The 24,576-nt window shown below is 63.8% G+C and carries 29 protein-coding genes; 20 read left to right on the forward strand and 9 right to left on the reverse strand.

Annotated elements, in window-relative coordinates; translation table 11 throughout:
* Positions 1 to 7: 7 nt before the first annotated feature.
* From HH213_RS23230 to HH213_RS23240, 3 genes are all read left to right on the forward strand, one after another.
* Complete coding sequence (locus HH213_RS23230; protein WP_169113804.1) at positions 8 to 1,786, forward strand: DUF885 domain-containing protein; 1,779 nt, start codon at positions 8 to 10, stop codon at positions 1,784 to 1,786.
* Between the two features lie 70 nt (positions 1,787 to 1,856).
* Positions 1,857 to 3,266, forward strand: a complete 1,410-nt coding sequence (locus tag HH213_RS23235; RefSeq protein ID WP_169113805.1) for a DUF945 family protein — start codon at positions 1,857 to 1,859, stop codon at positions 3,264 to 3,266.
* Entirely contained in the window at positions 3,263 to 4,066 is an 804-nt protein-coding gene (locus HH213_RS23240; RefSeq protein ID WP_169113806.1) for a DUF6624 domain-containing protein, read from the forward strand. Before HH213_RS23235 ends, HH213_RS23240 begins: the two co-directional genes overlap by 4 nt.
* Before the next feature lie 4 nt (positions 4,067 to 4,070).
* Here the strand turns inward: HH213_RS23240 and HH213_RS23245 are convergent, their stop codons facing one another.
* The 3 genes from HH213_RS23245 to HH213_RS23255 form a co-directional block, all read right to left on the reverse strand.
* Complete coding sequence (locus HH213_RS23245) at positions 4,071 to 4,967, reverse strand: NAD-dependent epimerase/dehydratase family protein (protein ID WP_169113807.1); 897 nt, start codon at positions 4,965 to 4,967, stop codon at positions 4,071 to 4,073.
* A gap of 101 nt (positions 4,968 to 5,068) precedes the next feature.
* Positions 5,069 to 5,596: a Csu type fimbrial protein gene (locus HH213_RS23250; RefSeq protein ID WP_110848189.1), complete on the reverse strand. Its 528-nt coding sequence runs from the start codon at positions 5,594 to 5,596 to the stop codon at positions 5,069 to 5,071.
* A gap of 160 nt (positions 5,597 to 5,756) precedes the next feature.
* Positions 5,757 to 6,284, reverse strand: a complete 528-nt coding sequence (locus tag HH213_RS23255; RefSeq protein WP_110848188.1) for a Csu type fimbrial protein — start codon at positions 6,282 to 6,284, stop codon at positions 5,757 to 5,759.
* Positions 6,285 to 6,635: 351 nt separating this feature from the next.
* Between HH213_RS23255 and HH213_RS23260 the strand changes: the two genes are divergently transcribed.
* Genes HH213_RS23260 through HH213_RS23295 form a run of 8 tightly spaced genes read left to right on the forward strand, consistent with a single transcriptional unit; the run spans position 6,636 to position 12,264 of the window.
* Positions 6,636 to 7,493, forward strand: coding sequence for an urease accessory protein UreD (locus tag HH213_RS23260; protein WP_169113808.1), 858 nt, complete (start codon positions 6,636 to 6,638; stop codon positions 7,491 to 7,493).
* A gap of 23 nt (positions 7,494 to 7,516) precedes the next feature.
* The gene (locus HH213_RS23265; protein ID WP_161046610.1) at positions 7,517 to 7,819 is read left to right on the forward strand and encodes an urease subunit gamma; all 303 of its coding nucleotides are present in this window, start codon (positions 7,517 to 7,519) and stop codon (positions 7,817 to 7,819) included.
* An 11-nt stretch (positions 7,820 to 7,830) separates the two neighbouring features.
* Positions 7,831 to 8,154 carry an urease subunit beta gene (locus tag HH213_RS23270; protein ID WP_110848185.1) on the forward strand — a complete coding sequence of 108 codons (324 nt, stop codon included), beginning with the start codon at positions 7,831 to 7,833 and terminating at the stop codon, positions 8,152 to 8,154.
* 9 nt (positions 8,155 to 8,163) lie between these two features.
* Positions 8,164 to 9,864, forward strand: a complete 1,701-nt coding sequence (gene ureC, locus HH213_RS23275; protein ID WP_110848184.1) for an urease subunit alpha — start codon at positions 8,164 to 8,166, stop codon at positions 9,862 to 9,864.
* Positions 9,865 to 9,880: 16 nt separating this feature from the next.
* Positions 9,881 to 10,390: an urease accessory protein UreE gene (gene ureE / locus HH213_RS23280; protein ID WP_169113809.1), complete on the forward strand. Its 510-nt coding sequence runs from the start codon at positions 9,881 to 9,883 to the stop codon at positions 10,388 to 10,390.
* Positions 10,391 to 11,071 (forward strand): urease accessory protein UreF, encoded by a 681-nt coding sequence (locus tag HH213_RS23285; protein ID WP_169113810.1) that lies wholly within the window; start codon positions 10,391 to 10,393, stop codon positions 11,069 to 11,071.
* A gap of 10 nt (positions 11,072 to 11,081) precedes the next feature.
* The gene (gene ureG / locus HH213_RS23290; protein WP_169113811.1) at positions 11,082 to 11,696 is read left to right on the forward strand and encodes an urease accessory protein UreG; all 615 of its coding nucleotides are present in this window, start codon (positions 11,082 to 11,084) and stop codon (positions 11,694 to 11,696) included.
* 10 nt (positions 11,697 to 11,706) lie between these two features.
* Positions 11,707 to 12,264 (forward strand): HupE/UreJ family protein, encoded by a 558-nt coding sequence (locus HH213_RS23295; RefSeq protein WP_169113812.1) that lies wholly within the window; start codon positions 11,707 to 11,709, stop codon positions 12,262 to 12,264.
* 3 nt (positions 12,265 to 12,267) lie between these two features.
* Here the strand turns inward: HH213_RS23295 and HH213_RS23300 are convergent, their stop codons facing one another.
* The gene (locus tag HH213_RS23300) at positions 12,268 to 12,885 is read right to left on the reverse strand and encodes a 1-acyl-sn-glycerol-3-phosphate acyltransferase (RefSeq protein ID WP_169113813.1); all 618 of its coding nucleotides are present in this window, start codon (positions 12,883 to 12,885) and stop codon (positions 12,268 to 12,270) included.
* Between the two features lie 145 nt (positions 12,886 to 13,030).
* Between HH213_RS23300 and HH213_RS23305 the strand changes: the two genes are divergently transcribed.
* The 7 genes from HH213_RS23305 (at position 13,031) to HH213_RS23335 (ending at position 20,008) form a co-directional block, all read left to right on the forward strand.
* The gene (locus tag HH213_RS23305; protein ID WP_169113814.1) at positions 13,031 to 14,371 is read left to right on the forward strand and encodes a sigma-54 dependent transcriptional regulator; all 1,341 of its coding nucleotides are present in this window, start codon (positions 13,031 to 13,033) and stop codon (positions 14,369 to 14,371) included.
* Between the two features lie 206 nt (positions 14,372 to 14,577).
* Positions 14,578 to 16,272, forward strand: coding sequence for a hypothetical protein (locus HH213_RS23310; RefSeq protein WP_146235947.1), 1,695 nt, complete (start codon positions 14,578 to 14,580; stop codon positions 16,270 to 16,272).
* 54 nt (positions 16,273 to 16,326) lie between these two features.
* Positions 16,327 to 16,731 carry a hypothetical protein gene (locus HH213_RS23315; RefSeq protein ID WP_229263121.1) on the forward strand — a complete coding sequence of 135 codons (405 nt, stop codon included), beginning with the start codon at positions 16,327 to 16,329 and terminating at the stop codon, positions 16,729 to 16,731.
* Positions 16,728 to 17,402, forward strand: a complete 675-nt coding sequence (locus HH213_RS23320; protein WP_169113815.1) for a C39 family peptidase — start codon at positions 16,728 to 16,730, stop codon at positions 17,400 to 17,402. The genes HH213_RS23315 and HH213_RS23320 overlap by 4 nt, the downstream gene beginning before the upstream one ends.
* A 13-nt stretch (positions 17,403 to 17,415) precedes the next feature.
* Complete coding sequence (locus tag HH213_RS23325) at positions 17,416 to 17,895, forward strand: hypothetical protein (protein ID WP_110848176.1); 480 nt, start codon at positions 17,416 to 17,418, stop codon at positions 17,893 to 17,895.
* 18 nt (positions 17,896 to 17,913) lie between these two features.
* Positions 17,914 to 18,990, forward strand: coding sequence for an acetate kinase (locus tag HH213_RS23330; RefSeq protein WP_169113816.1), 1,077 nt, complete (start codon positions 17,914 to 17,916; stop codon positions 18,988 to 18,990).
* A 64-nt stretch (positions 18,991 to 19,054) separates the two neighbouring features.
* The gene (locus HH213_RS23335) at positions 19,055 to 20,008 is read left to right on the forward strand and encodes an MBL fold metallo-hydrolase (RefSeq protein WP_169113817.1); all 954 of its coding nucleotides are present in this window, start codon (positions 19,055 to 19,057) and stop codon (positions 20,006 to 20,008) included.
* 3 nt (positions 20,009 to 20,011) lie between these two features.
* On the opposite strand, the gene HH213_RS23340 is transcribed toward HH213_RS23335, so the two are convergent.
* Complete coding sequence (locus tag HH213_RS23340; RefSeq protein ID WP_169113818.1) at positions 20,012 to 21,064, reverse strand: alkene reductase; 1,053 nt, start codon at positions 21,062 to 21,064, stop codon at positions 20,012 to 20,014.
* Between the two features lie 10 nt (positions 21,065 to 21,074).
* Complete coding sequence (locus tag HH213_RS23345; protein ID WP_169113819.1) at positions 21,075 to 21,365, reverse strand: ArsR/SmtB family transcription factor; 291 nt, start codon at positions 21,363 to 21,365, stop codon at positions 21,075 to 21,077.
* A gap of 127 nt (positions 21,366 to 21,492) precedes the next feature.
* On the opposite strand from HH213_RS23345, the gene HH213_RS23350 reads away from it, so the two are divergent.
* Entirely contained in the window at positions 21,493 to 22,509 is a 1,017-nt protein-coding gene (locus HH213_RS23350; protein WP_169113820.1) for a hypothetical protein, read from the forward strand.
* 2 nt (positions 22,510 to 22,511) lie between these two features.
* Here HH213_RS23350 and trbK read toward each other — a convergent pair whose 3' ends face one another.
* Complete coding sequence (gene trbK, locus HH213_RS23355; RefSeq protein WP_110848171.1) at positions 22,512 to 22,709, reverse strand: entry exclusion lipoprotein TrbK; 198 nt, start codon at positions 22,707 to 22,709, stop codon at positions 22,512 to 22,514.
* Positions 22,710 to 22,711: 2 nt separating this feature from the next.
* The gene (locus HH213_RS23360; protein ID WP_161051407.1) at positions 22,712 to 23,071 is read right to left on the reverse strand and encodes a DUF1304 domain-containing protein; all 360 of its coding nucleotides are present in this window, start codon (positions 23,069 to 23,071) and stop codon (positions 22,712 to 22,714) included.
* Positions 23,072 to 23,279: 208 nt separating this feature from the next.
* On the opposite strand from HH213_RS23360, the gene sugE reads away from it, so the two are divergent.
* The gene (gene sugE / locus HH213_RS23365; RefSeq protein WP_169113821.1) at positions 23,280 to 23,597 is read left to right on the forward strand and encodes a quaternary ammonium compound efflux SMR transporter SugE; all 318 of its coding nucleotides are present in this window, start codon (positions 23,280 to 23,282) and stop codon (positions 23,595 to 23,597) included.
* Here the strand turns inward: sugE and HH213_RS23370 are convergent.
* Positions 23,594 to 24,553, reverse strand: a complete 960-nt coding sequence (locus tag HH213_RS23370; RefSeq protein ID WP_169113822.1) for a succinylglutamate desuccinylase/aspartoacylase family protein — start codon at positions 24,551 to 24,553, stop codon at positions 23,594 to 23,596. The genes sugE and HH213_RS23370 overlap by 4 nt on opposite strands.
* Positions 24,554 to 24,576: the final 23 nt, after the last annotated feature.

The raw sequence follows: 24,576 nt of genomic DNA on the forward strand, positions 1-24,576 counted from the left end.
GAGTGTTATGGAAAAGAAGTTCAGCACCGCCATCGCCGGTGCCTGCATGTTGTTGTGTCTCGGTGTCTCCGCTGCCACTGCTACGCCGGCCGTCAAAGCCGGTCCGTCGGACGCCCAGTTCAAGGCGGTCTACACCCAGGAATGGAAATGGCGCCTGAGCCAGAAAATGGAAGATGGCGAGGATGACGACGACAGCGGCGTTTCGGTGTCGCTGCCGCGCGTCGATCTGGCCACGCAGAACAAGCGCCTGGCCTACTGGCAGGACGTGATGAAGAAGCTGGACGGCATCAAGGAAGCGCGCCTGTCGCCGCCGGAGCGTATCAACTACCAGGTGTACAAGGCGCAGATTGCCGCCTTTATCGCCGCCCAGCAGTTCAAGGATTACGAAAAGCCGCTGAACGCCGACACTGCGTTCTGGTCCAACATGGCCGGCACCGCGCGCCGCTCAATGACCAAGGAAGTGGAGCTCCGCGATTACCTCAAGCAGCTGGCCGATGTGCCGCGCTACTTCAACGACGAAATCGTCAACATGCGCGTGGGCCTGGCGCGCGGCTTCACGCCGCCAAAGGTCACCCTGACCGGCCGCGATGGTTCGATCACTTCCGTGACCGATGCCAAAACGCCGCAGGACACCGTGTTCTACCTGCCGTTCAAGACCATGCCGGCCTCGATCCCGGCCGATAAGCAGGAGCAGTTACGCCAGCAAGCCATCAAGGTCATCGCCACCGACGTCATTCCGGCGCACCAGACGCTGTTGAAGTTCATGCGCGAAGAGTATGTGCCGAAGTCGCGCGACGACCTGGCGGCCGAGAGCCTGCCGGATGGTAAAGCCTATTACCAGTCGAAGATCGTCGAATTCACCACCACCTCGATGAGCGCGGACCAGATCCACCAGATCGGCATCGCCGAAATGGCCAAGATCCGCGGCGAGATGCAGGACGTGATCAAGCAGGTCGGCTTCAAGGGCGACCTGCCCGCCTTCCTGCACTTCCTGCGCACCGATCCGCAGTTCTACGCCAAGACGCCGGACGAGCTGCTGATGCGCTCCGCCTGGGTGGCCAAGAAGTTCGACGGCAAGGTGTCGCAATACTTCGGCTACCTGCCGCGCCGCCGCTTTGCGGTGATCCCGGTGCCGGACGATCAGGCGCCGTTCTATACGTCGGGCCGTGGCGGTCCGGGCGTCTATCTGGTCAACACCTACAACCTGCCGGCGCGCGCGCTGTACAGCATGCCGGCACTGACGCTGCATGAATCGGCGCCGGGCCACGCCTTCCAGATGCCGATCGCGATGGAGCAGAAGGGGCGGCCGCCGTTCCGCAACGCCTACATCTCGGCCTACGGCGAGGGCTGGGCGCTGTACACCGAACGCCTGGGCGCGGAGATGGGCATCTACGAGACGCCGTATGAAACCTTCGGCATGCTCAGTTACCAGGCTTGGCGCGCATCGCGGCTGGTGGTCGATACGGGCATCCACAGCAAGGGCTGGACGCGCAAACAGGCGCAGGACTACCTGCACGAAAACACCGCGCTGTCGGACCATGAAATCGAGACCGAAGTGGACCGCTACATTTCGTGGCCCGGCCAGGCGCTGTCTTACTACCTGGGTGAGATGAGCATCATCAATGCGCGCAAGAAGGCGGAGAAGGCGCTGGGTGAGAAGTTCGATATCCGCGCTTTCCACGACACTGTGCTGCAACTGGGTTCGGTCCCGCTGCCGGTGCTGGAGGCGCGCATCGACCAGTTTATCGCGGACGGCGGCAAGAGCCCGTACCCCGACCTGGAGTGACAATGTGTGTATTTCCGGAGAGATTGTTTAATTAAAATGCTATATCTTTACACACTCACCGGTTCACACCTTGAAAAAGACTCTTCTTGCAGTAGCAATGGCCAGCGCCATGCTGGCCATCCCATCCCACGCCCAGAACGCGGCGCCAGCAGCAGCGCCTGCACCAGCGCCTGCACCAGCACCCGTGCCGCCGGCCGCGCCGCCTAAGCCGCCGGAAATCTTGAAGCCGGAAACCTCCGCTACGCTTCGCGCTGCGCAGAAAGAGGTGCAGCTCGCGGTGGGCAAGGAAGTCAATGTGGGCAAGAAACTGGAGATGTACACCAGGTTCCAGTTTTCGTCTGAGCTGCAGCCCAAGTTGAAAGAGATCTTCGGCACCGCGCAACCATTCGCGATCCAGCGCGTGGCGAACGGTCCCAAGGGCCAGATCAACTATGTCGGCGGTTTGGCGCCGTACACCTACCTGCAAGGCAACGGCACCGATTTCACCTGGACCGAGATGACGGTGAAGCTCTCGACCGACAAGGCCGGTCGCGCGTTGAATACGGACAGTACCTGGCCGTCGCTGATGGTGACGCGTCCGGGCGGTTCGGTCAGTTTCAACGATATCAGCATGACCACCCGGGCCGTGTACGGCGCCGATCAGGTCGGCTATGGCACGGCCCTGATCAAGGTTGGCAGTTTGGTGGTGCGCGACTCGGCGCCAGGCAGCCGCGAGATCAAGGAAATGATGCGCTTCGAGGGTATCGAGGCCAAGTCGGATGTGCGCCGCCGTGGTGCGATGGCGGAAATCGTCTACAGCAATACGATCAAGGCGATTGTGGTTGGCGACGAGCGCGTCGAGCGCAGCAACTTTGCGGTCCATATCACCAATGTGCCGGCCAAGGCGCTGGCGGATATGACCAAGCAACTGCGCGATCAGCAGGGCGCCAATATGGAAGACGAAGCCGAGGTGAAACGCACCCTGAAGACGATGACCGATTTCGGCAAGCGCATGGTCACCGCCGGTGCTACCCTGTTCATCGACGACATCAGCGCCGCGTACCACGGCCACGTGGCGTCGTTGAAGGGCCGCGTCAGCTTCCAGAAAGTGGTGGAGGCCGATTTCAGCAACATCAATGCGCTGATGAAGAAAATCGTGGCGCACTTTGAAGTGCGGGTGCCGGTGGCGCTGGTGCGCGACGTGGCGCGCGTCTTTGCTGGCAAATCCGTCGATCCGTCGTTGCCGGATGCGGCCAAGCAGATCGACGCTGGCGCCGATGCGGTAGTCAGCATGGTGGTCGGCAAGACCGTCAGCGGCGGCTTTGGCACGCTGGTGCAGGACGAACTGCGCACCGTGATCGACATCAAGGAAGGCAAGCTGACGGTCAACGGCAAGCCGATCGAGGTGCCAGCGGGCGTGCTCAATAGCCTGAAAGCCAAACCGGCACCGCAGCCGGTAGTAAAGCCAGCACCGCAACCAGCACCGCAACCAGCACAATGACCCTGTATCCACGCATCCTGCTGATTGGCGCGCTGGCCGGCGTGGCGCTGTCCGGCCGGGCAGAGGACGGCCTGACACAAACCACGGTATCGTTCTACGCCGGCGGCAAACCGGTGGGCGGCATGATCTTTGCCATCGGCGCCAAAGCCGAATTGAGCGCCCAGGCCAATCATGTCGATAGCGATGCGACCAGCCGTCACTTGACGGGGAATGTGCAGGCGCGCCTGATTCCGGATGGCGGGCAATCGTTCATCCTGTTTGGCGAAGATGTCGTGTTCAGCAAGGCGCCTATCAGCGCGGAACGTGCCAAGGCGGTGCGGGATCTGGAGGCGATGGCGGCAACCGACCAGTTATATCGCGGCCGCTCGGTGCAGGGCGATCTGACGCCGGAGGAATGGCAGCAGCAGACTGCAATCGACGTCGCCAACACCAAACGTCTGGCAGAGATCATCGACGCCTTCGGCTGGCCGGGATTGCGTTTCGCTGGTGCGGCGTCGCAGACCGCTTTCCTGGTCGTGCAGCATGCCGATCATGACACCCAGCGCAAATACCTGCCGCTGTTGCGCGATGCGGTTCAACGCGGCGATGCCCGTGGCAACAACCTGGCGCTGCTGGAAGACCGCATACGTATCGCCGATGGCAAGCCGCAGATCTACGGTTCGCAGCTGGGCGGCACGCCGTTGCAGTTTGAGCCGATCGAAGACGAAGCCCACGTCGACGAACGGCGGCGCGCGATCGGCCTGCCGCCGATGGCCGAATATGCCGAGATGTTTGGACTGACCTACACGCCAGTCCACTAAGGCATTAGCCGCGCAGCATATCGCCCGCGATCCAGTCCAGCACTGGCGGGCGATGCGGCTGCCAGCCCAATTGCTTGCGGGCGCGCTCGCCGCGCACGCGGCTGTTGGAGCCCAGGCCGTACGAGGCCATTTCATAACCCCATTCTTCCTTGGCCAGTTCCAGCGGCCAGTCCTGCGCCGGGCCCAGATCCAGCGCCTTGGCGATGGCCGCGCTCATCTCGCCGAACGAGGCTTCGCCGCTTTCCACAAAATAGAAGGCGCCGGCTGCGGTTTTTTCCAACGCCAGCAGGTACAGGTCGACCACGTCGTCGATGTGCACATTCGACCAGATATTGCGGCCCGGTCCCACATGGCGCACCACGCCGCTCTTGCGCGCCTGCTTGAGCAGGCGTGGCAGCTGCACCGAATCGCGCGGCAGCGCGCCGTGGCCGTAGATCAGCGTATTGCACAGCACCGCCGAGCGCACGCCCTGGTTGGCCGCGTCCAGCACCAGGTTGTCGATGGCCACGCGCGCGGCCTTGTCCTCGGTGGGCGCTGGCAGATTGTCTTCGTAATAGATGTTGTCGGTGCCTTCGCCACCCGAGGCATCGCCGACGATGCTGGAGCCGCTGGTGTGCAGGAATACCTTGCCGCTGCCGGCCAGTGCGTCGATAAAGGCTTCCACCGCCGCGCGGTTGTCGCTGCTGGCGGCGTTGATGACGGCGTCCGCCGCCTGCGCCTGCGCGATCAGCAGGTCGCGGTCAGTCAGCGCGCCCAGCACGCCAGTGACGCCGATTTTTTTCACTTCGTCCAGTTGTTCGGGCTTGCGCACCAGGCCAACTACTTCATGTCCTGCCTTGACCAGGCCTGCGGCAATCGAACCGCCGATAAAGCCGGCTGCGCCGGTAACGAATACTTTCATGTGCTGCTCCCGAATGAATACAAGAAGCAGACAGTATGGGGATCACACGGTTGCAGACCAAGGGTTCCGGGATCAAAGCTCCCTTGCGCCGGTTTCAAGAATCAGAAATACACGGTGGCGGTGACGGTGGATTTGTAGGTGTCCGGCTGCGGCGTGGCCTGTGCCGGCACGGAGCCATACACGGTCAGCGTTTGTACCGAGCCGGTGCCGGTGCCCGATTTGGTGTCCGTGCCCTGGGTGTTGCCCCAGTTGCCGCCGCCGGCCGTCATGGCCAGGTTGAAGGCGACGGTGGTGGAGGTGTTGCCGGCAGTGGTGCCGGCCATCAGGCGCGCGGAGGTGCTGGACCCGGATACGGTGCCGGCATTCAGGCCCACATTGTAGGGGGTGGTGTTGGTGCAGGTGACTTGCAGCGAGCTGTTGGCCGATACCGTGGAGGCCAGCACGCCTTGCGACTGGCCGAAGTCCAGCGGTGCGGCGGCGATGGTGCAGTCGGCGATGATGGTCAGCGTCACATCGAAGTTGCTGGTCCTGCTGCCATTGCTGTACACGGCGGCGCCGCCGATCATGGGCGCAAGCATGGCGATGACGGTTGCGGCGGCGGCGATGCGGGTGAGGACGTGGCGTGCCATGGTGATTCTCCAGTGAGGGCTATAGATAGATCGTTGCCGCTACGCTGGGGCGGTATGGGGAAAGACTAGGGGAAAACTTAGCGCGGGCTTGGGCGCTGGGGAGATACTGTGTCGCGTCGTCAGCTGCTGATAGGGCTGGCGGCGGAAAGAAGGGTAGTGCTTAGAAGTAGACGGTCGCGGTGATCGTCGACTTGTAGGTATCTGGCTGCGGCGTGGCTTGTGCAGGAACGACGCCATACACGGTGTGGGTTTGCACGGTGCCGGTACCGGTGCTCGATTTGGTGTCGGTGCCTTGCACATTGCCCCAGTTGGTGGTGCCGGCGGCCTGGTACAGATTGAAGGCGACGGTGGTCGAGGTATTGCCGGCGGTGGTGCCTGCCATCAGACGCGCCGAGGTGGTGGAGCCGGCGACCGTACCGGCGTTCAGGCCGATGTTGTATGGCGTGGTGTTGGTGCAGGTGACGGCGAGCGAGGTGTTGACGCTGACGTTGCTGGCGAGCACACCCTGGCTTTGGCCGAAGTCCAGCGGGGTGGCGGCGATGGTGCAGTCGGCGATGATCTTCAGGGTGACGTCGAAGGCCGAGGTTTTGCTACCGTTGCTGTAGACGGCGGCGCCGCTCAGGAGTGGCAGCAGCGTGGCGCTGAGTGCGGCAACCAGGCCGATGCGGGATACGGATTTGCTGATCATGATGCTCTCCTTTTAAATAAGTGATGATGTTGGTTTCCGCGCTATCTCGACAACTTTTATTTCCGCGCTTCAATGAAATCCATTATTCCTCAACAGTAAAAAACCTGCTTTTGTTACGTGAGGCAATGCTTTTGCCGGCGTAGAAAACGCAAAATTTATTTGCCCGACGGCACTTTTTTACAACAGCGACTTTTTGCCGGACGCGAGAATCCTTTTATTTGCAGCGGTTTGACTGATTGCACCATATTGGTGCGGTGCGCAGCGTAACGGTGCAGGCGAGCTGCCGGATGGCCGCTTTCAGCTGGCACGCCGATTGCATAGGACTGAACATTATTTCTTCTGCGTGGTTTTATGCCCGATTGCACCGCACCGCGTGACCTTGCCGCCAGCAGCAGCGCCTGGCATGCCAGCCTGACGCTTGGTTTTGCGGATGACGCCGGCACCACGCGGCTGCTGGACAAGCTGCACTACGGCCCGCTGCGTGTGCAGAAGGCGCTGTATCCGGAAGACGCCAGGGTGTGCCAGGCCATCATCGTCCATCCGCCGGGCGGCGTGGTGGGCGGCGACCAGCTGGAAATCGACATCGGCGTCGGCGACCGCGCGCATGCCTTTATCAGTACGCCCGGCGCGGCCAAGTGGTATCAGGCCAACGGCAAGGTGTCGCGCCAGTCGGTGCACCTGCACGTGAACCAGGACGCGGCGCTGGAGTGGCTGCCGCAGGAAACCATCTTCTTCGACACCGCCGACGTGGTGCTGGACCAGCATGTGGAACTGGCGGCCGGCGCCACCTTCATCGGCTGCGAGATCCTGTGCATGGGCCGGCGCGGTTCGGGCGAGGTATTTCATAGCGGCCGCATTCGCCAGCGCAGCAGCATCCGCCGGGAAGGGCGCTTGATCTGGTGGGAGCAGGGCGACATGGTCGGCGGCCGCCTGGATAGTCCGCTGGCGCTCAACGGCCGCACCGTGTGCGCGACGCTGACCGCCGCCGGCAAGCCGCTGCCGGCTGCTGTACTGAATGAAATCCGCGCTGACATTGCCGCCGATGGCGAGCATGTTTTCGGCGTGACACAGACGAAAGGCGTGCTGGTGGCACGTCACCTGGGCGACGACAGCGAAACCGCGCGTCGCCTGATGCTGAATGTATGGCGCCGCGTGCGTCCGCATCTGCTGGAGCGCGAAGCCGTTACGCCGCGCATCTGGCAAACCTGAAAGAGCCGAAAGAGAAAAACGACATGGACCTGACTCCACGCGAAAAAGATAAGTTGTTGATTTTTACCGCGGGCATAGTGGCGGAACGCCGCCTTGCGCGTGGCCTGAAGTTGAATTACCCGGAAGCGGTGGCGCTGATTACCTGCGCCATCATGGAAGGTGCCCGCGACGGCAAGACTGTCGCCCAATTGATGTCCGACGGCGCGCGCATTCTGACGCGCGCCGACGTCATGGAGGGTATTCCCGAAATGATCCCTGACATCCAGGTCGAAGCGACGTTCCCCGACGGGAGCAAGCTTGTGACTGTCCACAATCCGATTCCATAAAGGAGTTCATCATGATCCCAGGGGAATACAAGCTTGAAGAGGGCGAGATCGCCCTCAACGTGGGGCGCGAAACCATTTCTGTCGTGGTCACCAACCAGGGCGACCGCCCGGTGCAAATCGGCTCGCACTTTCATTTTTTTGAAGTCAATTCGGTGCTCAAGCTTGAGCGCTGGAAGGCTTATGGCAAACGCCTGAACATCGCCGCCGGCACCGCCGTGCGTTTCGAGCCGGGCCAGCAGCGCACCGTGGAACTGGTGACGCTGGACGGCGACCAGGAAGTCTATGGCTTCAACGGCAAAGTAATGGGCAAGCTCACCACACCACCAAAAGGCTAAAAGGCTCTCATGGCTACAATCTCGCGCCGTGCCTATGCCGAAATGTTCGGTCCCACCACGGGGGACCGCATCCGGCTGGCGGATACCGAACTGTTTATCGAAATTGAAAAGGACTACGCCACCTACGGCGAGGAAGTGAAATTCGGCGGCGGCAAAGTGATCCGCGACGGCATGGGCCAGTCGCAGCGCGTGGCCGCCGACGTGATGGACACGGTGATCACCAACGCCGTGATCATCGACCATTGGGGCATCGTCAAGGCGGATATCGGTTTAAAGAATGGCATGATCGCCGCCATCGGCAAGGCCGGCAATCCGGACATCCAGCCGGATGTAACCATGGCCATCGGCGGCGCCACCGAGATTATTGCGGGCGAGGGCATGATCGTCACCGCCGGCGGCGTCGATACGCACATCCACTTCATCTGCCCGCAGCAGATCGAGGAAGCGCTGATGAGCGGCGTGACCACCATGATCGGCGGCGGCACCGGGCCGTCGGCCGGCACTTCGGCCACTACCTGCACGCCGGGACCGTGGCATCTGCATTCGATGCTGCAGGCGGCCGATGCGTTTCCGATGAACCTGGGCTTTCTCGGCAAGGGCAATGTCAGCCTGCCGGCGCCGCTGGAAGAGCAGGTGCGCGCCGGCGCCATCGGCCTCAAATTGCACGAGGACTGGGGCAGCACCCCGGCCGCGATCGACAACTGCCTGTCGGTGGCGGACAAGATGGATATCCAGGTGGCGATTCACAGCGATACGCTGAACGAAGGCGGCTACCTGGCCGATACGCTGGCGGCGTTCAAGGACCGCACGATCCACACCTTCCATACCGAAGGCGCGGGCGGCGGCCATGCGCCGGACATCATCGCGGCGGTGGGCGAATCGAATGTCCTGCCATCGTCGACCAATCCTACGCGGCCGTACACGGTCAATACGCTGGACGAGCACCTGGACATGCTGATGGTCTGTCATCACCTGGATGCGGCGATTACCGAGGACGTGGCGTTTGCCGAATCGCGCATCCGCCGCGAGACCATCGCCGCCGAGGACATCCTGCACGACCTCGGCGCGATTTCGATGATGTCGTCCGACTCGCAGGCCATGGGCCGTGTTGGCGAAGTGGTGATGCGTACCTGGCAGACGGCGCACAAGATGAAGGTGCAGCGCGGGCCGCTGGCGCCGGATTCTTCGCGCAACGATAACTTCCGGGTCAAGCGCTACATCGCCAAGTACACCATCAATCCTGCCATCACGCACGGTATCGCGCACGCGGTGGGCTCGCTGGAAGTGGGCAAGATCGCCGACATCGTGTTGTGGAAGCCGGCCTTCTTCGGCGTCAAGCCGCAGATGATTTTAAAAGGCGGCATGATCGCCGCCGCGCTGATGGGTGATCCGAATGCGTCGATTCCAACGCCGCAGCCGGTGCATTACCGGCCAATGTTCGGTTCCTACGGCGGCGGCTTGAAGAAGTCGTTCACCTTCGTGTCGCAGTCGGCGTATGACGCCGGCATCGGCGATGCGCTCAAATTGAACAAGACGCTGATCGTGGCCAAGAACATGCGCGCATTGCGCAAGTCCGACATGATCCACAACAGTCTGGCGCCGAAGATGGACGTCAATCCCGAAACCTATGAAGTACGCGCCAATGGCGAGCTGCTGGTGTGCGAACCCGCCGCCGTGCTGCCGATGGCGCAGCGCTATTTCCTGTTCTGACGATGCTGACCGCTTTATGCTGACCTTACATTCCAAGATTCCGCACGCTGAGGTGATTGCTGCCCAGCTGGTGCTGCCATACGAACTGCGCGAAAAATGCCGGCTGCGCGCCACGCTGGATAGTGGCGAAGAAGTGGCCGTGTTCACCGTGCGCGGCACGGTGCTGCGGGACGGTGACCTGCTGACCGGCGAAGACCAGCGCGTGATCCGCGTGGTCGCTGCGCCGGAGCCGACCTACAAAGTCACTTGCGTGGACGCGCATGCGCTGCTGCGCTGCGCTTTCCACCTCGGTAACCGCCACACGCAGGCGCAGGTGGGCGACGGCTTCCTGCGCATTCGTGCCGATGCGGTGCTGAAGGAGATGCTGGCTGGTCTGGGCGCCACGGTGGTGGAAGAGCAAGCAGCGTTCGAGCCGGAGTCCGGCGCGTACGGCGGCGGCCATGGCCACCATCACGACCACGGACAAGGCCCGCTGGCGCCGATCCCGCTGCGCCAGAAGATCCACCGTCCGAGCGACCCGAAATAAATGCAGGCCGCCGCGCTGCTCAACCTTTTGCAATTCGCCAGTCCGGCCCTGCCGATAGGCGCGTACAGCTACTCGCAAGGGCTGGAGGCGGCGCTGGAAAGCGGCACGGTGCACAACGCCGATACCGCCCGCGCCTGGATCGCGCGTCACCTGCACGAAGTGGTGGCGCAATGGGAAGCCCCGGTCACCTGGCGCCTGATGCAAGCCTGGTCGCGGCGCGACTGGCAGGCCGTCAGCGACTGGAGCGAAAAATTTATCGCCTCGCGCGACAGCAGCGAATTCCGCGCCGAGACCATCCAGATGGGCTACTCGCTCACCAAGCTGGTGGCCGAATTAGGCATTACCGATGCCGACATGCTGGCGCAGTTGCAAGGCGCAGCGGAAGTCGCACTGCCGACCGCCTTCAGCTGCGCGGTCGCCGCGTTAGCCATCCCGCACGACGCGGCGCTGCTGGCGATGCTGTTCGCGTGGGCGGAAAACCAGGTGCTGGTGTGCGTCAAATCGGTGCCACTGGGGCAGGTGGCCGGCCAGCGCATGCTGCTATCGCTGCGCGCCGACATCGAAGCGGCCGCCCGCTACGCGCAAACCGTCAGCGACGACGATATGTGCAACTGGGCGCCGGGCCTGTCGCTGCTGTCGATGCAGCACGAAGTTCAATACAGCCGTTTATACAGATCCTGAAAGAGCAAACATGACGACATCCAATCCACTCCGCGTCGGCATCGGCGGCCCGGTAGGCTCGGGCAAGACCGCCCTGTGCGAAATGCTGTGCAAGGGCATGCGCGACCACTACGACATGGCCGTCATCACCAACGACATCTATACCAAGGAGGACATGGAGATCCTGCTGCGCGCGGACGCCTTGCCGGCCGAACGCCTGATGGGCGTGGAAACCGGCGGCTGCCCGCACACCGCGATCCGTGAGGACGCCTCGATCAACCTGGAAGCCATCGCCCGCATGCAGGCCGACTTCCCGGACCTGGACCTGATCCTGGTGGAATCCGGCGGTGACAACCTGGCCGCCACCTTCAGCCCGGAACTGTCGGACCTGACCCTCTACGTGATCGACGTCGCCGGCGGCGAGAAGATTCCGCGCAAGGGTGGTCCGGGCATCACCCGTTCCGATCTGCTGATCATCAACAAGACCGACCTGGCGCCGCACGTCGGCGCGGACCTGGACGTGATGGCGCGCGACGCCAAGCAGCAACGCGGCAACCGTCCGTTCGTGTTCACCAATCTGCGCAGCGGCGAAGGCGTGAACACCGTCATCGACTACATCCGCCAACAAGGCTTGCTGGACCAATAAAGGAGAGACCATGAAAAAAACACTCACCGCCGTCGCACTCGTCGCGCTGGCCACCGCCAGCAGCAGCGCCTTGGCGCACCCCGGCGCCGGCGCCCACACGCACGGCTTCCTGCAAGGTTTTGCGCACCCGTTCACCGGTCTCGATCACCTGCTGGCGATGCTGGCGGTAGGCGCCTGGAGCGTGCGCCAGCCGAACGCCAAATGGCTGCCGGCCACCTTTGTCGGCATGCTGTTGATCGGCATGGCCAGCGGCGCGCTGGGCTTGAGCATTCCCGGCCTGGAGACCGGCATCGGATTGACGGTGGCCTTGTTGGGCGTGTTGCTGGTGGCGGCGGTGCGCTTGCCGGCGGCGGCTGGCGCGGTCATGGTCGGCGTGTTCGCGGTCCTGCACGGTAACGCCCATGGTCACGAACTGCCGCAGGCGATCAGCGCGGCCGGCCTGCTGGCGGCCAGCCTGCTGCTGGTGTATGGCGGCAGTCTGCTGGGCCGCGTCAGCCCGGCGCTGGCGGTCAAGGCCTCGGGCGCGGCGATTGCCGCCACCGGCGTGATGCTGGCGGCGACGGCGTAAGACTTATTTGCGCTCTTCGGCGCGGCGTTCCTGCAGCTCGATAGGCGCCTGGTTTTCCGGATACAGGCCCTGGTGGCCGGCGTAGATGGCGCGGATCGCCGCCATGTCGGCTTGCTGGTCGCCGCTTAAATGCAGGTGGTCGACCACGCCCAGGGTCTTGTTCGGATAATCGATATACACCAGGCACAAAGGCACCTTGGCTTCCAGCGCCAGGTGATAGAAGCCGCTCTTCCAGTTGGGGCGGTAGCTGCGCGACGCTTCCGGCGTGATGGCCAGCCAGTACCAGTCGGCGGCGTTGATGCGTTCGGCCTGCGAGCGGATCATGCCTTGCGGTGCGCTGCGGTCGACCGGCTCGCCGCCCAGCGCGCGGAACCAGCCGCCCAGCGGCGATTTGAACAGCGAGTCCTTGGCCAGCCAGCGGAACGGCAGATTCAGCGCCCACTTGCCGAACAGGCCGACAAAGAAGTCCCAGTTGGAGGTGTGCGGATACACCACCATGATGCCGCGCGGACCGGGCAGGGGGCGGTACAGCATGCGCCAGCCGAACAGATTCAGCATGCGCAGCGCGGCCCGCTGCGGCCAGCTCGGCAACGCAGCCGTTTTCAATTCAAAATCACTCATCTCACACCACCCAGTTGTTGTTTTAGGCTTTATGCACTATTGACAGGCTGTTATTCGCCTGCTTAAAAAGCAGCGCGCATTCTATATTGGCCTCGACGGTGGGGCAACCCTTGAACTTTTCATATCATTTCGCGTCCAACGCCACATGACGACGAAATCGATACTCTGCGTGGGCGTCGGCGAGCCGGGCTTGCCGCCAGACTGGACGGTGGCGCGGGCGGAGACGCTGGCCGACGCGCGCCGTCATTTGAAGGCGCGCGGCTGCGCTGTCGGCCTGCTGCTGGTGCGGGAAAGCGACAACTGCGCCGAGCTCGGCGCCTTCCTGCTCGATCATTGGACGCTGCACTGGATCGCCGTGCTGCCGCCGACCGCGCTGGAGCGTCCCGCGTGGCGCCAGTTGCTGCGCGATCACTGCACCGACTACCACACCTGGCCGCTGGACCACCAGCGCCTGCGCCACGCGCTGGGCCACGCGCTCGGCATGGCGGCGCTGCGGGCCGACGCCGCCGCGCCGCGCGCCGGTGACGACGCCACGCTGACCGGCCAAAGTGCCGCCATCACGCGCCTGCAGCGGCAGATCGTCAAGGTGGCGGCGGCCAGTGCGCCGGTGCTGATCTGGGGCGAGAGCGGCAGCGGCAAGGAACTGGCGGCGCAGGCTGTCCACGCGCGGTCGCCGCGCTGCAAGGGGCCGTTCGTGCCGATTAACTGCGGCGCGATTCCGGCGCAACTGATTCAGTCCGAATTGTTTGGCCACGAGCGCGGCGCCTTTACGGGGGCCGCGCGCGACAAGCGCGGCCTGATCGAAAGCGCGCAGGGCGGCTCGATCTTCCTGGATGAAATCGGCGATCTGCCGCTGGAATTGCAGGCCAACCTGCTGCGCTTCCTGCAGGAGAAGACTATTTACCGCGTCGGCGGCACGCGCAGCATCGCGGTCGATGCGCGCGTGATCGCCGCCTCGCATGTCAACCTGCCGCAGGCGGTGCAGCGCGGCGCCTTCCGCGAAGATTTGTACTATCGCCTGAATGTGCTGGCGCTGGATGTGCCGCCGCTGCGCGAGCGCAAGGAAGACCTGCTGCCGCTGGCCGAACATTTTTTTCATACCTTTTCCAGCGAACGGGCGCCGCGCCTGAAAGGCATCAGCAGCCGCGCCGCGCAGGCGATCCGCGAGCACGACTGGCCCGGCAACGTGCGCGAACTGATCAACCGTGTGCGGCGCGCGATGGTGATGGCGGAGGGACGCCTGATCCTGCCGCAGGACCTCGGCCTGGCCGCCGCAGCCCCGGTGCGCGCGCCGGTGCAGCTGGACGACGCCCGCATCCGCGCCGAACGCGACGCCATCGACGCCAGCCTGCTGCGCGCCGGCCGCAACATTACGCTGGCCGCGCGTGACCTCGGCGTCTCGCGTATGACGCTGTACCGCCTATTGGCCAAGCATGGGATCAGTGCGCCGTCACAGGACCGTTACACCATTGTGGAGAGTGAGTGAACGGGCCGCGAGCGCCCGCTTTGTCACAGCGCTGTGACATTGTATGCCGCGAATCAAGCGGCACAGGCGTGCCGCCGGCCGGCTTCTCTTTTGATATCAAAGCCTTGACGATGCTGGCACCAAGGTTGCAAAAGCCGTGTGGGCGGGAGAAAGGTCTCCATGCGCAAACACCTTCACTTTCTATCATTCTTGAGGCAGGAGTAACTATGAACAAATCACTGATCGGAGCCGCCATCGCGCTGGCTTTCAGCGCACAGGCCTATGCACAGACCGCCACCACGCAGTCCGGCGCCGGAGCGCACGCTACCGACAATGCCAGTGCCACCCAGGACAGCAGCAACAAGAACAATAACAACAACAGCAGCGGCGCCGCCCGCGCCAGCGAGCTTGGCAGCGTAGCGGCCAACAACGGCGGCGCTGCCACATCGACCCTCAGCAATGCCTACAACCAGTCGAGTGCCGACGCCACCACCACGCTGACCGGCTCGGTCAACAATAACACGGTGCAGGACATCGGCAACCGCGCCACCAATGCCGGCAACAGCAATGGCGGCGTCGCCTACGGCGGCGCGGGCGGCGTGGCCACCGGCGGCAATGCCAGCGGCACCGGCGCGGCCGGCGGCATGAGTTATGGCGGCAATGGCGCGGCGGGCGGCGCCGGCGGCGTCGCCACCAATGGCAGCGCCTACAACGGTTCGCCTGCGGTCGGCGCCAGTGTCGGCGGCAGCGGCGGCGCCGGCGGCACGGCCTCCGGGGCCTATAGCGGACCGGGCGGCGCAGGCGGTTCCGGCGGCTACGGCGGCGCCGGCGGCGCAGGCGGTGAAACCTATGGCGGTAACGGCGGCTATGGGGGCGCGACCGGGACTGCGGTTGGCGGCGCCGGCGGCGGTGTCGGCGGCTCCACCGGCGGCAGCGGCGGCGCCAGCGGCATGGCCAACGGCAGCAACGGCGGGGCCGGGGGCGGCGCGGGCGCAGCCGGCGCGGGCGTCGGCGGTTCCAGCGGCGCAGCGGGCGCCGGTGGCGCGGGTGCCGCCGGCGGCTACGCGGGCAGTGGCTCGGGTGGTTCCACCAGCAGTGCCAGCGGCGGCAGCGGCTACGGCGGTACGGCCGGCGTCACCAACAGCGGCGGCACCCCGAGCGAAGGCGGCGCGACGCCGCCGACGCAGACCGGCACGGCGGCGGCTGGTACGGCCACCGGCGGCAATGCCGGCGCCGGTGATGGCACCACCACCACCGGCACGGCGACCGGCGGCGCCGGCGGCAGCGGAGCCGGAGGTGGGGCCAGCGGCGCCGGGGCGGCTGGCTCCGGCGGCAGCACCACCGCCGGCAATGGCGCCGCAGGCGGTTCGGCCACCAGCGGCAACGGTGGCGCGGGCGCCGCCGTAGCGCAGAACGGCGGCGCCGGCGCGACGGCGACCAGCGGCGCCGGTGGCGCCGGTGCGGCAGGCGGCACGGCCAGCAGCAGCGGTGCGGCCGGCGGTGCCGGCGCGGCCGGCGGCAGCGGCGCCAGCAGCGGTGCTTCGTCGAACACGGCGGGAGCCGGTGCGACGGGTGGCGCGGCGACGGGCGGCAGCGCTACCAACGGCGATCCGACCAACGGCAGCGCGACCGCCGGCACCGGCGGCGCGGGTGGTGCGGGTGGCGGCGGCAATACCGGCGGCGCTGGCGGCTCGGGCGGCGCCAACACCGGTGGCGCTGCCACTGGCGGCGTCGGCATGGGCGGCACCGGCGGTGCGGGCGGCAGCATTGCCGTCAATGCCGGCACCTTCAATATGTCCAACACGATGACCAGCGTCGGCCAGTCGGCCGCCGGCATCATGGTGGCGTCGCAGAACAGCGGTATCGCCTCGCTGGTGCAGCAAAGCGTGAATGTCCAGTCCAACCTGGCGGTAGGCCGCTAAGCAAAACGCGGGGCGCGCGCGACATGGCGCGTCCCGCCGTCGAGAAAAGGAGCAATGATGCACTTACCAGGAAAAAACGCGTGGATGCTGCTGACGTGTGCCGCCTGTTGGCACGCCGGCGCCGGGCCGCTGAGCGCGGTGGAGGCGCCGCCGGCCCTGACGCTGGCGCCGCTGGTGCCGGAAGTGGTGGTCGCGCTGGCCGACCCGCCCGGCTTCGATGCCTTGCGGACGCCGGACGCGCGGCTGGCGCGCCTGCGCGGCGGCACCGATACGGTCAACAATGACATGCAGTTGAGCGGCGCCGTCAGCGGCAACGCGGCGGTCAACGTCGTCACCGGAGCCAATGCCATCAGCAGCGGTTCCTTCAGCAACGCTTCCGGCTTGCCGGTGGCGATCCAGAATTCCGGCGCCAATGTGCTGATACAGAACGCCACCATCATCAACATCCAGATGCAATGAAAGCCCTGACCATTTTGTTGCTGGCCGCAGTGAGCGCCAGCCCCGCTGCGGCGGCGGACCTGCCCGGCATTGGCGGCGCCGGCTTTGCGCTGCCCGTGACCAGCCTGAAGGAAGCACGCTTCCGTTCGACGGTGCGCCAGCAGCACGACTTCAGCTGCGGCTCGGCGGCCGTGGCGACGCTGCTCAGTTACCACTACGATACGCCGGTGACGGAGGAACAGGTGTTTGCCGCCATGTACGCGCAAGGCGACCAGCCGACCATCCAGCGCGAAGGCTTTTCGCTGCTGGACATGAAGCGTTACCTGGCGCAGCGCGGATTTATCGCCGATGGCTACCGCCAGCCGCTCGACAAGCTGGCCGAGGCGCGCTTTCCCGCCATCGTCCGCATTGTCGAGAACGGCTATATGCACTTTGTCGTGGTCAAGGGCATGGACGCGCAGCGCGTGCTGATCGGCGATCCGTCCGGCGGCACGCGCGCGGTGCGCCGCGACGCCTTCGACGCCATGTGGCCGGACCGGCTGCTGTTCGTGATCCACAACTGGACCGGCCAGCCGCATTTCAATCAGCCGGCGGAGTGGCATGTTGCGCCACAGGCACCGCTGGACGCCGCCATCAATCGCGGCAGCCTGACCGACTTGACGCTGCCCAAGAACGGCAGTGGCAATTTCTAATAAGGAGGCGGCCATGCGTATCCGCTCGTTGCCCCTGCTGATCGCGCTACTGGCCGGCGGCGCCGGCGCCACCGATGTCACCGACGGCTGGAACGCCGTCGACGATGGCGAACTGGAGCAGGTGCGCGGCGGCTTCTCGCTGGGCGATGGCTTGCTGGTATCGCTAGGTGTCGAACGTTTGGTTTCGATCAATGGCAGTGTTGTAGCCAGTACCCATTTTTCCATCCCCGATATGACACAGTTGAGTGCTGCGGAAGCCGCGATGGCCAGCGATGCGCTGGCTGCCGTGGTGGTCCAGAACGGCGCCGGCAACCTGGTCGCGCCGCAGGCCACGCAGGGACTGGGGGCGTTGTTGATACAGAACAGCGTCAACGATCAGGCGATACGCAGCCAGACGACGATTTCCACCACCGTCAGCAACCTGGCCATGCTCAAGGCGGCCAATTTCGAAAGCAGTTTGCGGGATGCCTTGAGCGCAGCGGTCGTCAAGTAACCAACTTGAGGAGCGGCGATGCGTGCGAGTGCGAAACGGCGGGCCAGTGTGCTGGCGATCCTGATGATGTTGGAGGGCGGTGGCGCAGCGGCGCAGGCGCAAAATCCGGTGGGCGCCGCGCCCGCCGAGGATGGACGGCCGCCGGCGGTGGCGCCGCTGTTCGAACAGCCTGGCGTGCTGACGCCGCGCGGCAAGCTGGTGCTGGAGCCGTCGCTGCAATTTGGCTATTCGTCCAGCAACCGCGTGGTGCTGGTGGGCTACACCATCATTCCGGCGTTGCTGATCGGGCTAGTGGACGTGCGCGAGGTCAAGCGCAACACCAGCACCGGCGCGCTGACCGGCCGCTATGGCCTGAGCAACCGCGGCGAGCTGGAGGTGAAGGTGCCGTATGTGTACCGCAGCGATTCCACCGTCAGCCGCGAGATCTTTACCGGCACCGGCGTCGACCGTGTGTTCGACACCAGCGGACGCGGCGTCGGCGATGCCGAGCTGGCCTTGCGTTACCAGTTGAACGAAGGCGGCGCCGATCGTGCTTATTACGTGGCGGGCCTGCGCGTCAAGTCGCGCACCGGCACCGATCCGTTCAGCGTGGTGACCGATTGCAGCCAGCGCTGCGTGGGGCCAAACGCCACCGGCACCGGCCTGCCGCTGGAGCTGCCGACCGGCTCCGGATTTTATGCCGTGCAACCCAGCCTGACGTGGCTGTATCCCAGCGACCCGGCCATCCTGTTCGGCAGCGTCAGCTACCTGAAGAACTTCAAGCGCAGTGGCCTGAGCCGCAAGGTGCTGAACGGCGAGTGGGAGCCGCTCGGCACGGTAGCGCCGGGCGATGTGGTGGGATTTAATTTTGGCCTGGGGCTGGCGTTGAACGAACGGGCGCTGATCAGCTTTGGCTACGACCACAGTTCGATTGCCCGCACCAGGCAGAACGGCGTGCCGGTGCAGGGCTCGGTGCGCACACAGCTGGGTACGCTGCTGCTGGGGTTTTCGTATCGCATCAACGACAAGCGCACCCTCAACATCGCCGTCGGCGCCGGGCTGACGCGCGATACGCCGGATGTGCAGTTGTCGCTGCGGCTGCCATTCACTTTCTAATCGTGCTCCGCGTGGATCTGATGTATTGTAGTGCTCCTGACAATTTTTCAAAACAAGGGAAGCCATGTCCACGCGTATTCTGAAACCTTTGGCCGTGATTGCGGCGCTGGTCGCCACTGCGGCAGTCCAGGCGGGCGCACCGATGGCGCGCTTCCAGGCGCCGGGCTTTTATCGCACCACGCTGGGCGACTTCGAAGTAACCGTGCTCAACGACGGCACGCTGGACCTGCCGGTCGACAAGCTGCTGAAGCAGCCGCCGGAGAGGACCAATGCCGCGCTGGGCAAGTCGTTCCAGAAAGTGCCGCTGCAGACCTCGGTCAATGGCTTCCTGATCAACACCGGCAGCAAGCTGGTGCTGATCGATACCGGCGCCGCCAGCCTGTTCGGTCCGACGCTGGGACAACTGCTGGGTAATCTGAAGGCGTCTGGCTACAAACCGGAGCAGGTGGATGAGATCTTGATCACCCACATGCATGGCGACCACGTGGGTGGGCTGGCGTCCAACGAACAGCGCGTGTTTCCGAATGCGATCGTTCGCGCCGGCAAGCTCGATGCGGACTACTATCTGAATCCGGCCAATCTGGACAAGGCATCGGGCGAAGCCAAGGATAATTTCCAGGGGCCGATGGTGTCGATCAATCCGTACGTCAAGGCCGGCAAGTTCCAGCCGATCGTGGCCAATAGCGAGCTGGTGCCGGGGATTAAATCGTACTTCAACGGCGGCCATACACCGGGCCATATCACGTATGTGGTGGAGAGCAAAGGGCAGAAGCTGGTGTTGCTGGGAGATTTGCTGCACGTGCAGGCGGTGCAGTTTGACGATCCGGGCGTCGGCATTTCGTTCGACAGCGACAGCAAGGTGGCGATCTCGGAACGCAAGGAAGCGTTTGCGGCTGCAGCGAAGGACGGCTACCTGATCGGCGCCGCCCATCTGTCATTCCCCGGGTTGGGGCATGTGCGCAGCAACGGCAAAGGCGGCTACGTGTTTGTGCCAGTCAGCTACACGCAGCCGCGCTAAGCATCAGGCCAGAGCCGGGTAGTCGGTGTAACCAGTAGCGCCGACTGCATAGAACGTGTCAGCATTCCACTTGTTCAGCGGCTCATTGGCTTGCAGACGCTCCACCAGGTCCGGATTGGAAATGTAATCCTTGCCGAAAGCAATCGCGTCAGCCTTGCCGCTGTCCAGCAATTCCTGCGCCACGACTTTGTCCATCTTCTCATTGGCGATGAACACGCCGCCAAATTCCCGCTTCATCATCGGCGACAGGCTGTCTTCGCCCAGCGCTTCACGGGTGAAGATGAACGCGATCTTGCGCTTGCCCAGCTCGCGCGCCACGTAGCCAAAGGTCTCGGCCGGGTTGGCGTCGCCCATATCGTGCGAATCGCGGCGTGGCGCCAGGTGCATGCCGACGCGGTTGGCGCCCCATACCTCGATGCAGGCATCGGTCACTTCCAGCATCAAACGGGCGCGGTTCTCGACCGAGCCGCCGTAGTTGTCGGTGCGCAGATTGGTTTTACTTTGCAGGAACTGGTCCAGCAGGTAACCGTTGGCGCCGTGGATTTCCACGCCGTCAAAGCCGGCCTTCTTGGCGTTCTCGGCCGCTTTCTTGTAGGCTGCCACGATGCCGGCCAGCTCTTCGGTTTCCAGTGCGCGCGGCACCGGGTAAGGACGTTGCGGACGCAGCAGGCTGACATGACCATCGGCCGCAATCGCGCTTGGCGCCACTGGCGGTTCACCGTTCAGGAAACTCGGATCCGAAATGCGGCCCACGTGCCACAGCTGGGCAAAGATCACACCGCCCTTGGCGTGCACGGCAGCGGTGATCTGCTTCCAGCCTTCCACCTGTTCATCCGACCACAGGCCTGGCGTATCGGCATAGCCGACGCCGTGTGGCGTGACGGCGGTCGCCTCGCTCAGGATCAGGCCGGCGGTGGCGCGTTGCTCGTAATACTTGGCCATCAGCGCGTTCGGCACACGGCCTTCGGAAGCGCGCGAGCGGGTCAGCGGCGCCATGATGATACGGTTTTTCAGCGTGATATCGCCGATGGTGAGCGGATCGAACAGAGTTGGCATGATGCGTTTCCTATAGTTGCATTTGATCGATGAAGGCCTTGATCAGCGCTTCATCGCGTTTGAAATAATTCCACTGGCCGACGCGCTGCGACGTCACCAGCCCAGCCTTCACCAGTACAGCCAGGTGGGCTGACATGGTCGATTGCGATAGCCCGGCACGACGGTCGATCATGCCGGCGCAGACACCCAAGGTCAGCGGGTGCTGTTGCTCGGCAAAAAATACCTCGGGTTCCTTCAGCCAGGCCAGAATCTGGCGCCGTATCGGGTTGGCGAGGGCTTTGTGGATAGCGTCGATGTCCATGCTGGGTATATGTATCGTGTTTTTCCGATTTCAATATCGTGATCTTACGATATAAAAGAAAAACGTGCTGGCGGCCTGAAAATCATTTATGTTATGCGAACATTGTTGTAAATCTAACGAGGCTGGCATGTCGAGTCATTACCTGGATGTGGCGGTAGGGCTGTCCTACACTTTTCTGGCGGTGAGCCTGCTGTGCAGCGCCACGCGCGAAGCGATCGCGTCGCTGTTCCAGACGCGCGCCAAAGTGCTGCTGGATGGCGTGCTGACCTTGCTGCACGAATCGGCCGCCAAGCCACGCCTGCGCGGCATCGGACCGTCGATCCTCCGGCTGCTACGGGTGCGCGGCGGCTTCGGGCTGGAGAAACTGGGATCGCAATCGCTGACGGCCGAAGTGATGCGCCATCCGCTGATCACCGGCATGGCGCAACAGGGACGCATGCCGTCCTACATCCCCTCGGCGATCTTTGCGCGGGCCTTCGTCTCGACGCTGACGGCTAAATATGGCAAGGGCAAGACCGCCGCCGCGCTGCTCAACAGCATCGGCAACGAAGGCCTGACCAAGACGCTGCTGGCCATCATCGGCGAAGGACCGGACGATGCGGCGGCGCTGGAAAACGCCGTGCGCATCTGGTACGACACGGTGATGGACCGCATCAGCGGCTGGTACAAGCGGCGCTCGCAGTTCGTGTTGTTTCTGGTGGGGCTGTTGTATGCGGTGGTGATGAACATCGACGCGCTGCAATTGTCGCAGCGCCTGTGGAGCGATGCTGCGCTGACATCGCAACTGGTGCAGAAGGCGGAAGACGCCAAGCCGCCCGTGCCGCCAGGACTGCCAACGGATCCAGCGTCCGGCGTCGCGCAGGCCAAGCAAGCCAAGGCGCAAGCGGAGGAAGTGCAAAAGCTGCCGATCGGCTGGCCATCCGCGCGCTTTGACGGCGTGAAAGGCTTCGGCCCGATCACGATGGCGCTGCTGTTCGCGCTCATCGGCTGGATCGCCACCGCCTTCGCCGCCTCGCTCGGTTCGCCGTTCTGGTTTGAAGGCGTCGGCTGGCTGCTGGCGCTGCGTGGCACCGGCGCCAAGCCGGCAACGGAGACGACGGCAGCGCCAACAACCGTCGTAACGCTGCCAAGCCTGCGCAAGTAAAACTACTTGCCGCGCTGCGCGCACCTGGAAGACTGAATCGCCCGCTCGGTGATGTTGTCGATGCCCTTGATCGCTTGCGGCGTGCAGGCGTTGTCATTGACGGCGTGCACTTGCGGCTTGCGGTTCATCTCCTTGTAGCCGGTCACCACCAACGCCACGGTGGCTGCGGCCACCAGGACCGTATTTAATTTCATCTGCATGGTCAAGCCGCGAAGTGCAGGACCAGACCGATAACTGCCGGCAGGGTTTGAATCAGCAGGATCGAACGCTTGACCGTTACGCCGCCCCACACGCCGGCCACCGCCACGCACGCCAGACCGAACACCGTGAAGGCCGACGCAATCGCCGCATCCGGATGCAGCAAGCCCACCACCAGCGCGGCCACCAGGAAACCGTTATAGCAGCCCTGATTGGACATCGCCGGCTGGACGATCTCGGCCTTCTCCTTGCTGAGGCCAAAGACCCGGCGGCCGCGCGAGTTGAACAGCACGGTTTCCAGCAGGACGATGTACACATGGATCAGCGCCACCAGGGCGGTGACGATCTGGGCGGCTAAATGCATGGGGTCTCCTTGTTCTTATCAATGTTGAAGGAACATTATTGCCTGCGTAAGGCGGTCGCGCCTAGAGGCCGGGCACCAATTTTGTCGCAATGCTATAGTTCCGACTCTTGTGTTTCTGTGGGGACGACCCCGCCTTGGACCGGAAACACGACGCCCGTTGCGGCGTTTCACTTGGCCTGGACGACCTGGCCGCAACGAGGAGTTTGTCATGACCTGGATTATTCTCCTCTTGGCCGGCCTGCTGGAAGTCGTGTGGGCTGTCGGTCTTAAATACACCGAAGGTTTTACCAAACTGCTGCCATCCGCCTTGACCTTGGCTGCGATGGCCGGCAGTGTCGGCATGCTGGGCCTGGCGCTGCGAACGCTGCCGCTGGGAACCGCGTATGCGATCTGGACCGGCATAGGCACGGTCGGCACGGTAATTTACGGCATCGTCATGCTGAACGAGCCAGCCAGCGTGATGCGGCTGACGTGCATCGCCATGATTGTCGGCGGTATCATCGGCCTGAAAATCTCCAACGCTTAAAACGCAGGGTTAGGGCGGGTGAGGTAATACCATTCGCTGTTGGCTTCGGCGGCCGCGTCCGGGAACAGAATGCGGCCGTCAAACTCGGCCAACACCGGCGTACCATCGGCGCGCCGGCCGATTTCCTCGCCTTGCTTGACGGGATCGAAACTGGACCAGTTGCGGCTGAAGGTATCGTCAGCGTGCTGTTTATCGTAGACGGCGACCATGCTAAGCGCCTCCATCTGCTCCGGCGCTACCGGTTCCGGCTCAGGCGCGTCAATCATGCCGAGGAACGCCAGCGAATTCAAAATGGCGCGATACGCCACCTCGGGCGCTTGCGGATCATCGTGCTGGCCGCACTCCAGCGTCAGCGCATAGCCGCCGACCGAGCGCATGTATTCAGTAGTGCCCATGCCATAGCGGAGCACGGTCTGCAGTTCACTGCTGCCACTCATGCGCCGCTGCACGCCATCGCCGTAAGTCCGCAACCAGCCATCAACAAACCGCCGCACGCCCAGCCGCTTGGCCAACGCACGCTCTTGCTGCTCATGCTTGAAAGGCTCCAACGGCCCATCATTATTGCGCGGCCCGACCATGACAAACGGCTCGCTCGCCGCATTGAACGAATGCAGATCCAACAGCACGTCATGCTGCGCTAGAAGAGGGCACAGCCAGTTGGCCACGCGGTCCTCAAAGTCCTGCGGATCGGAATTAGGGAAAAGATTACGATTGAGATTACGATCGCCAGCGCGTTCGTGCTTGGCATAAGCCAGCGGATTAGTCGCCGGTACAAAGGTAACACGTCCTTTGGTTAAATGGCGTTTGCCTTGGTCGAATTCTGTCATGACACGTTGAATCGCCAGCGTGCCACAAGTTTCGTTCCCATGGACTGCGCCAGTAATCATCAATCGTGTACCGCCATGCTGTCCGCAGTATTGAAACGAATCTATCTGGATATCGCGCGGATTAGGCATGGCGGATTGTAGAAGAATGGCCG

Source organism: Duganella dendranthematis, assembly GCF_012849375.1.
Classification (GTDB): domain Bacteria; phylum Pseudomonadota; class Gammaproteobacteria; order Burkholderiales; family Burkholderiaceae_D; genus Rugamonas; species Rugamonas dendranthematis.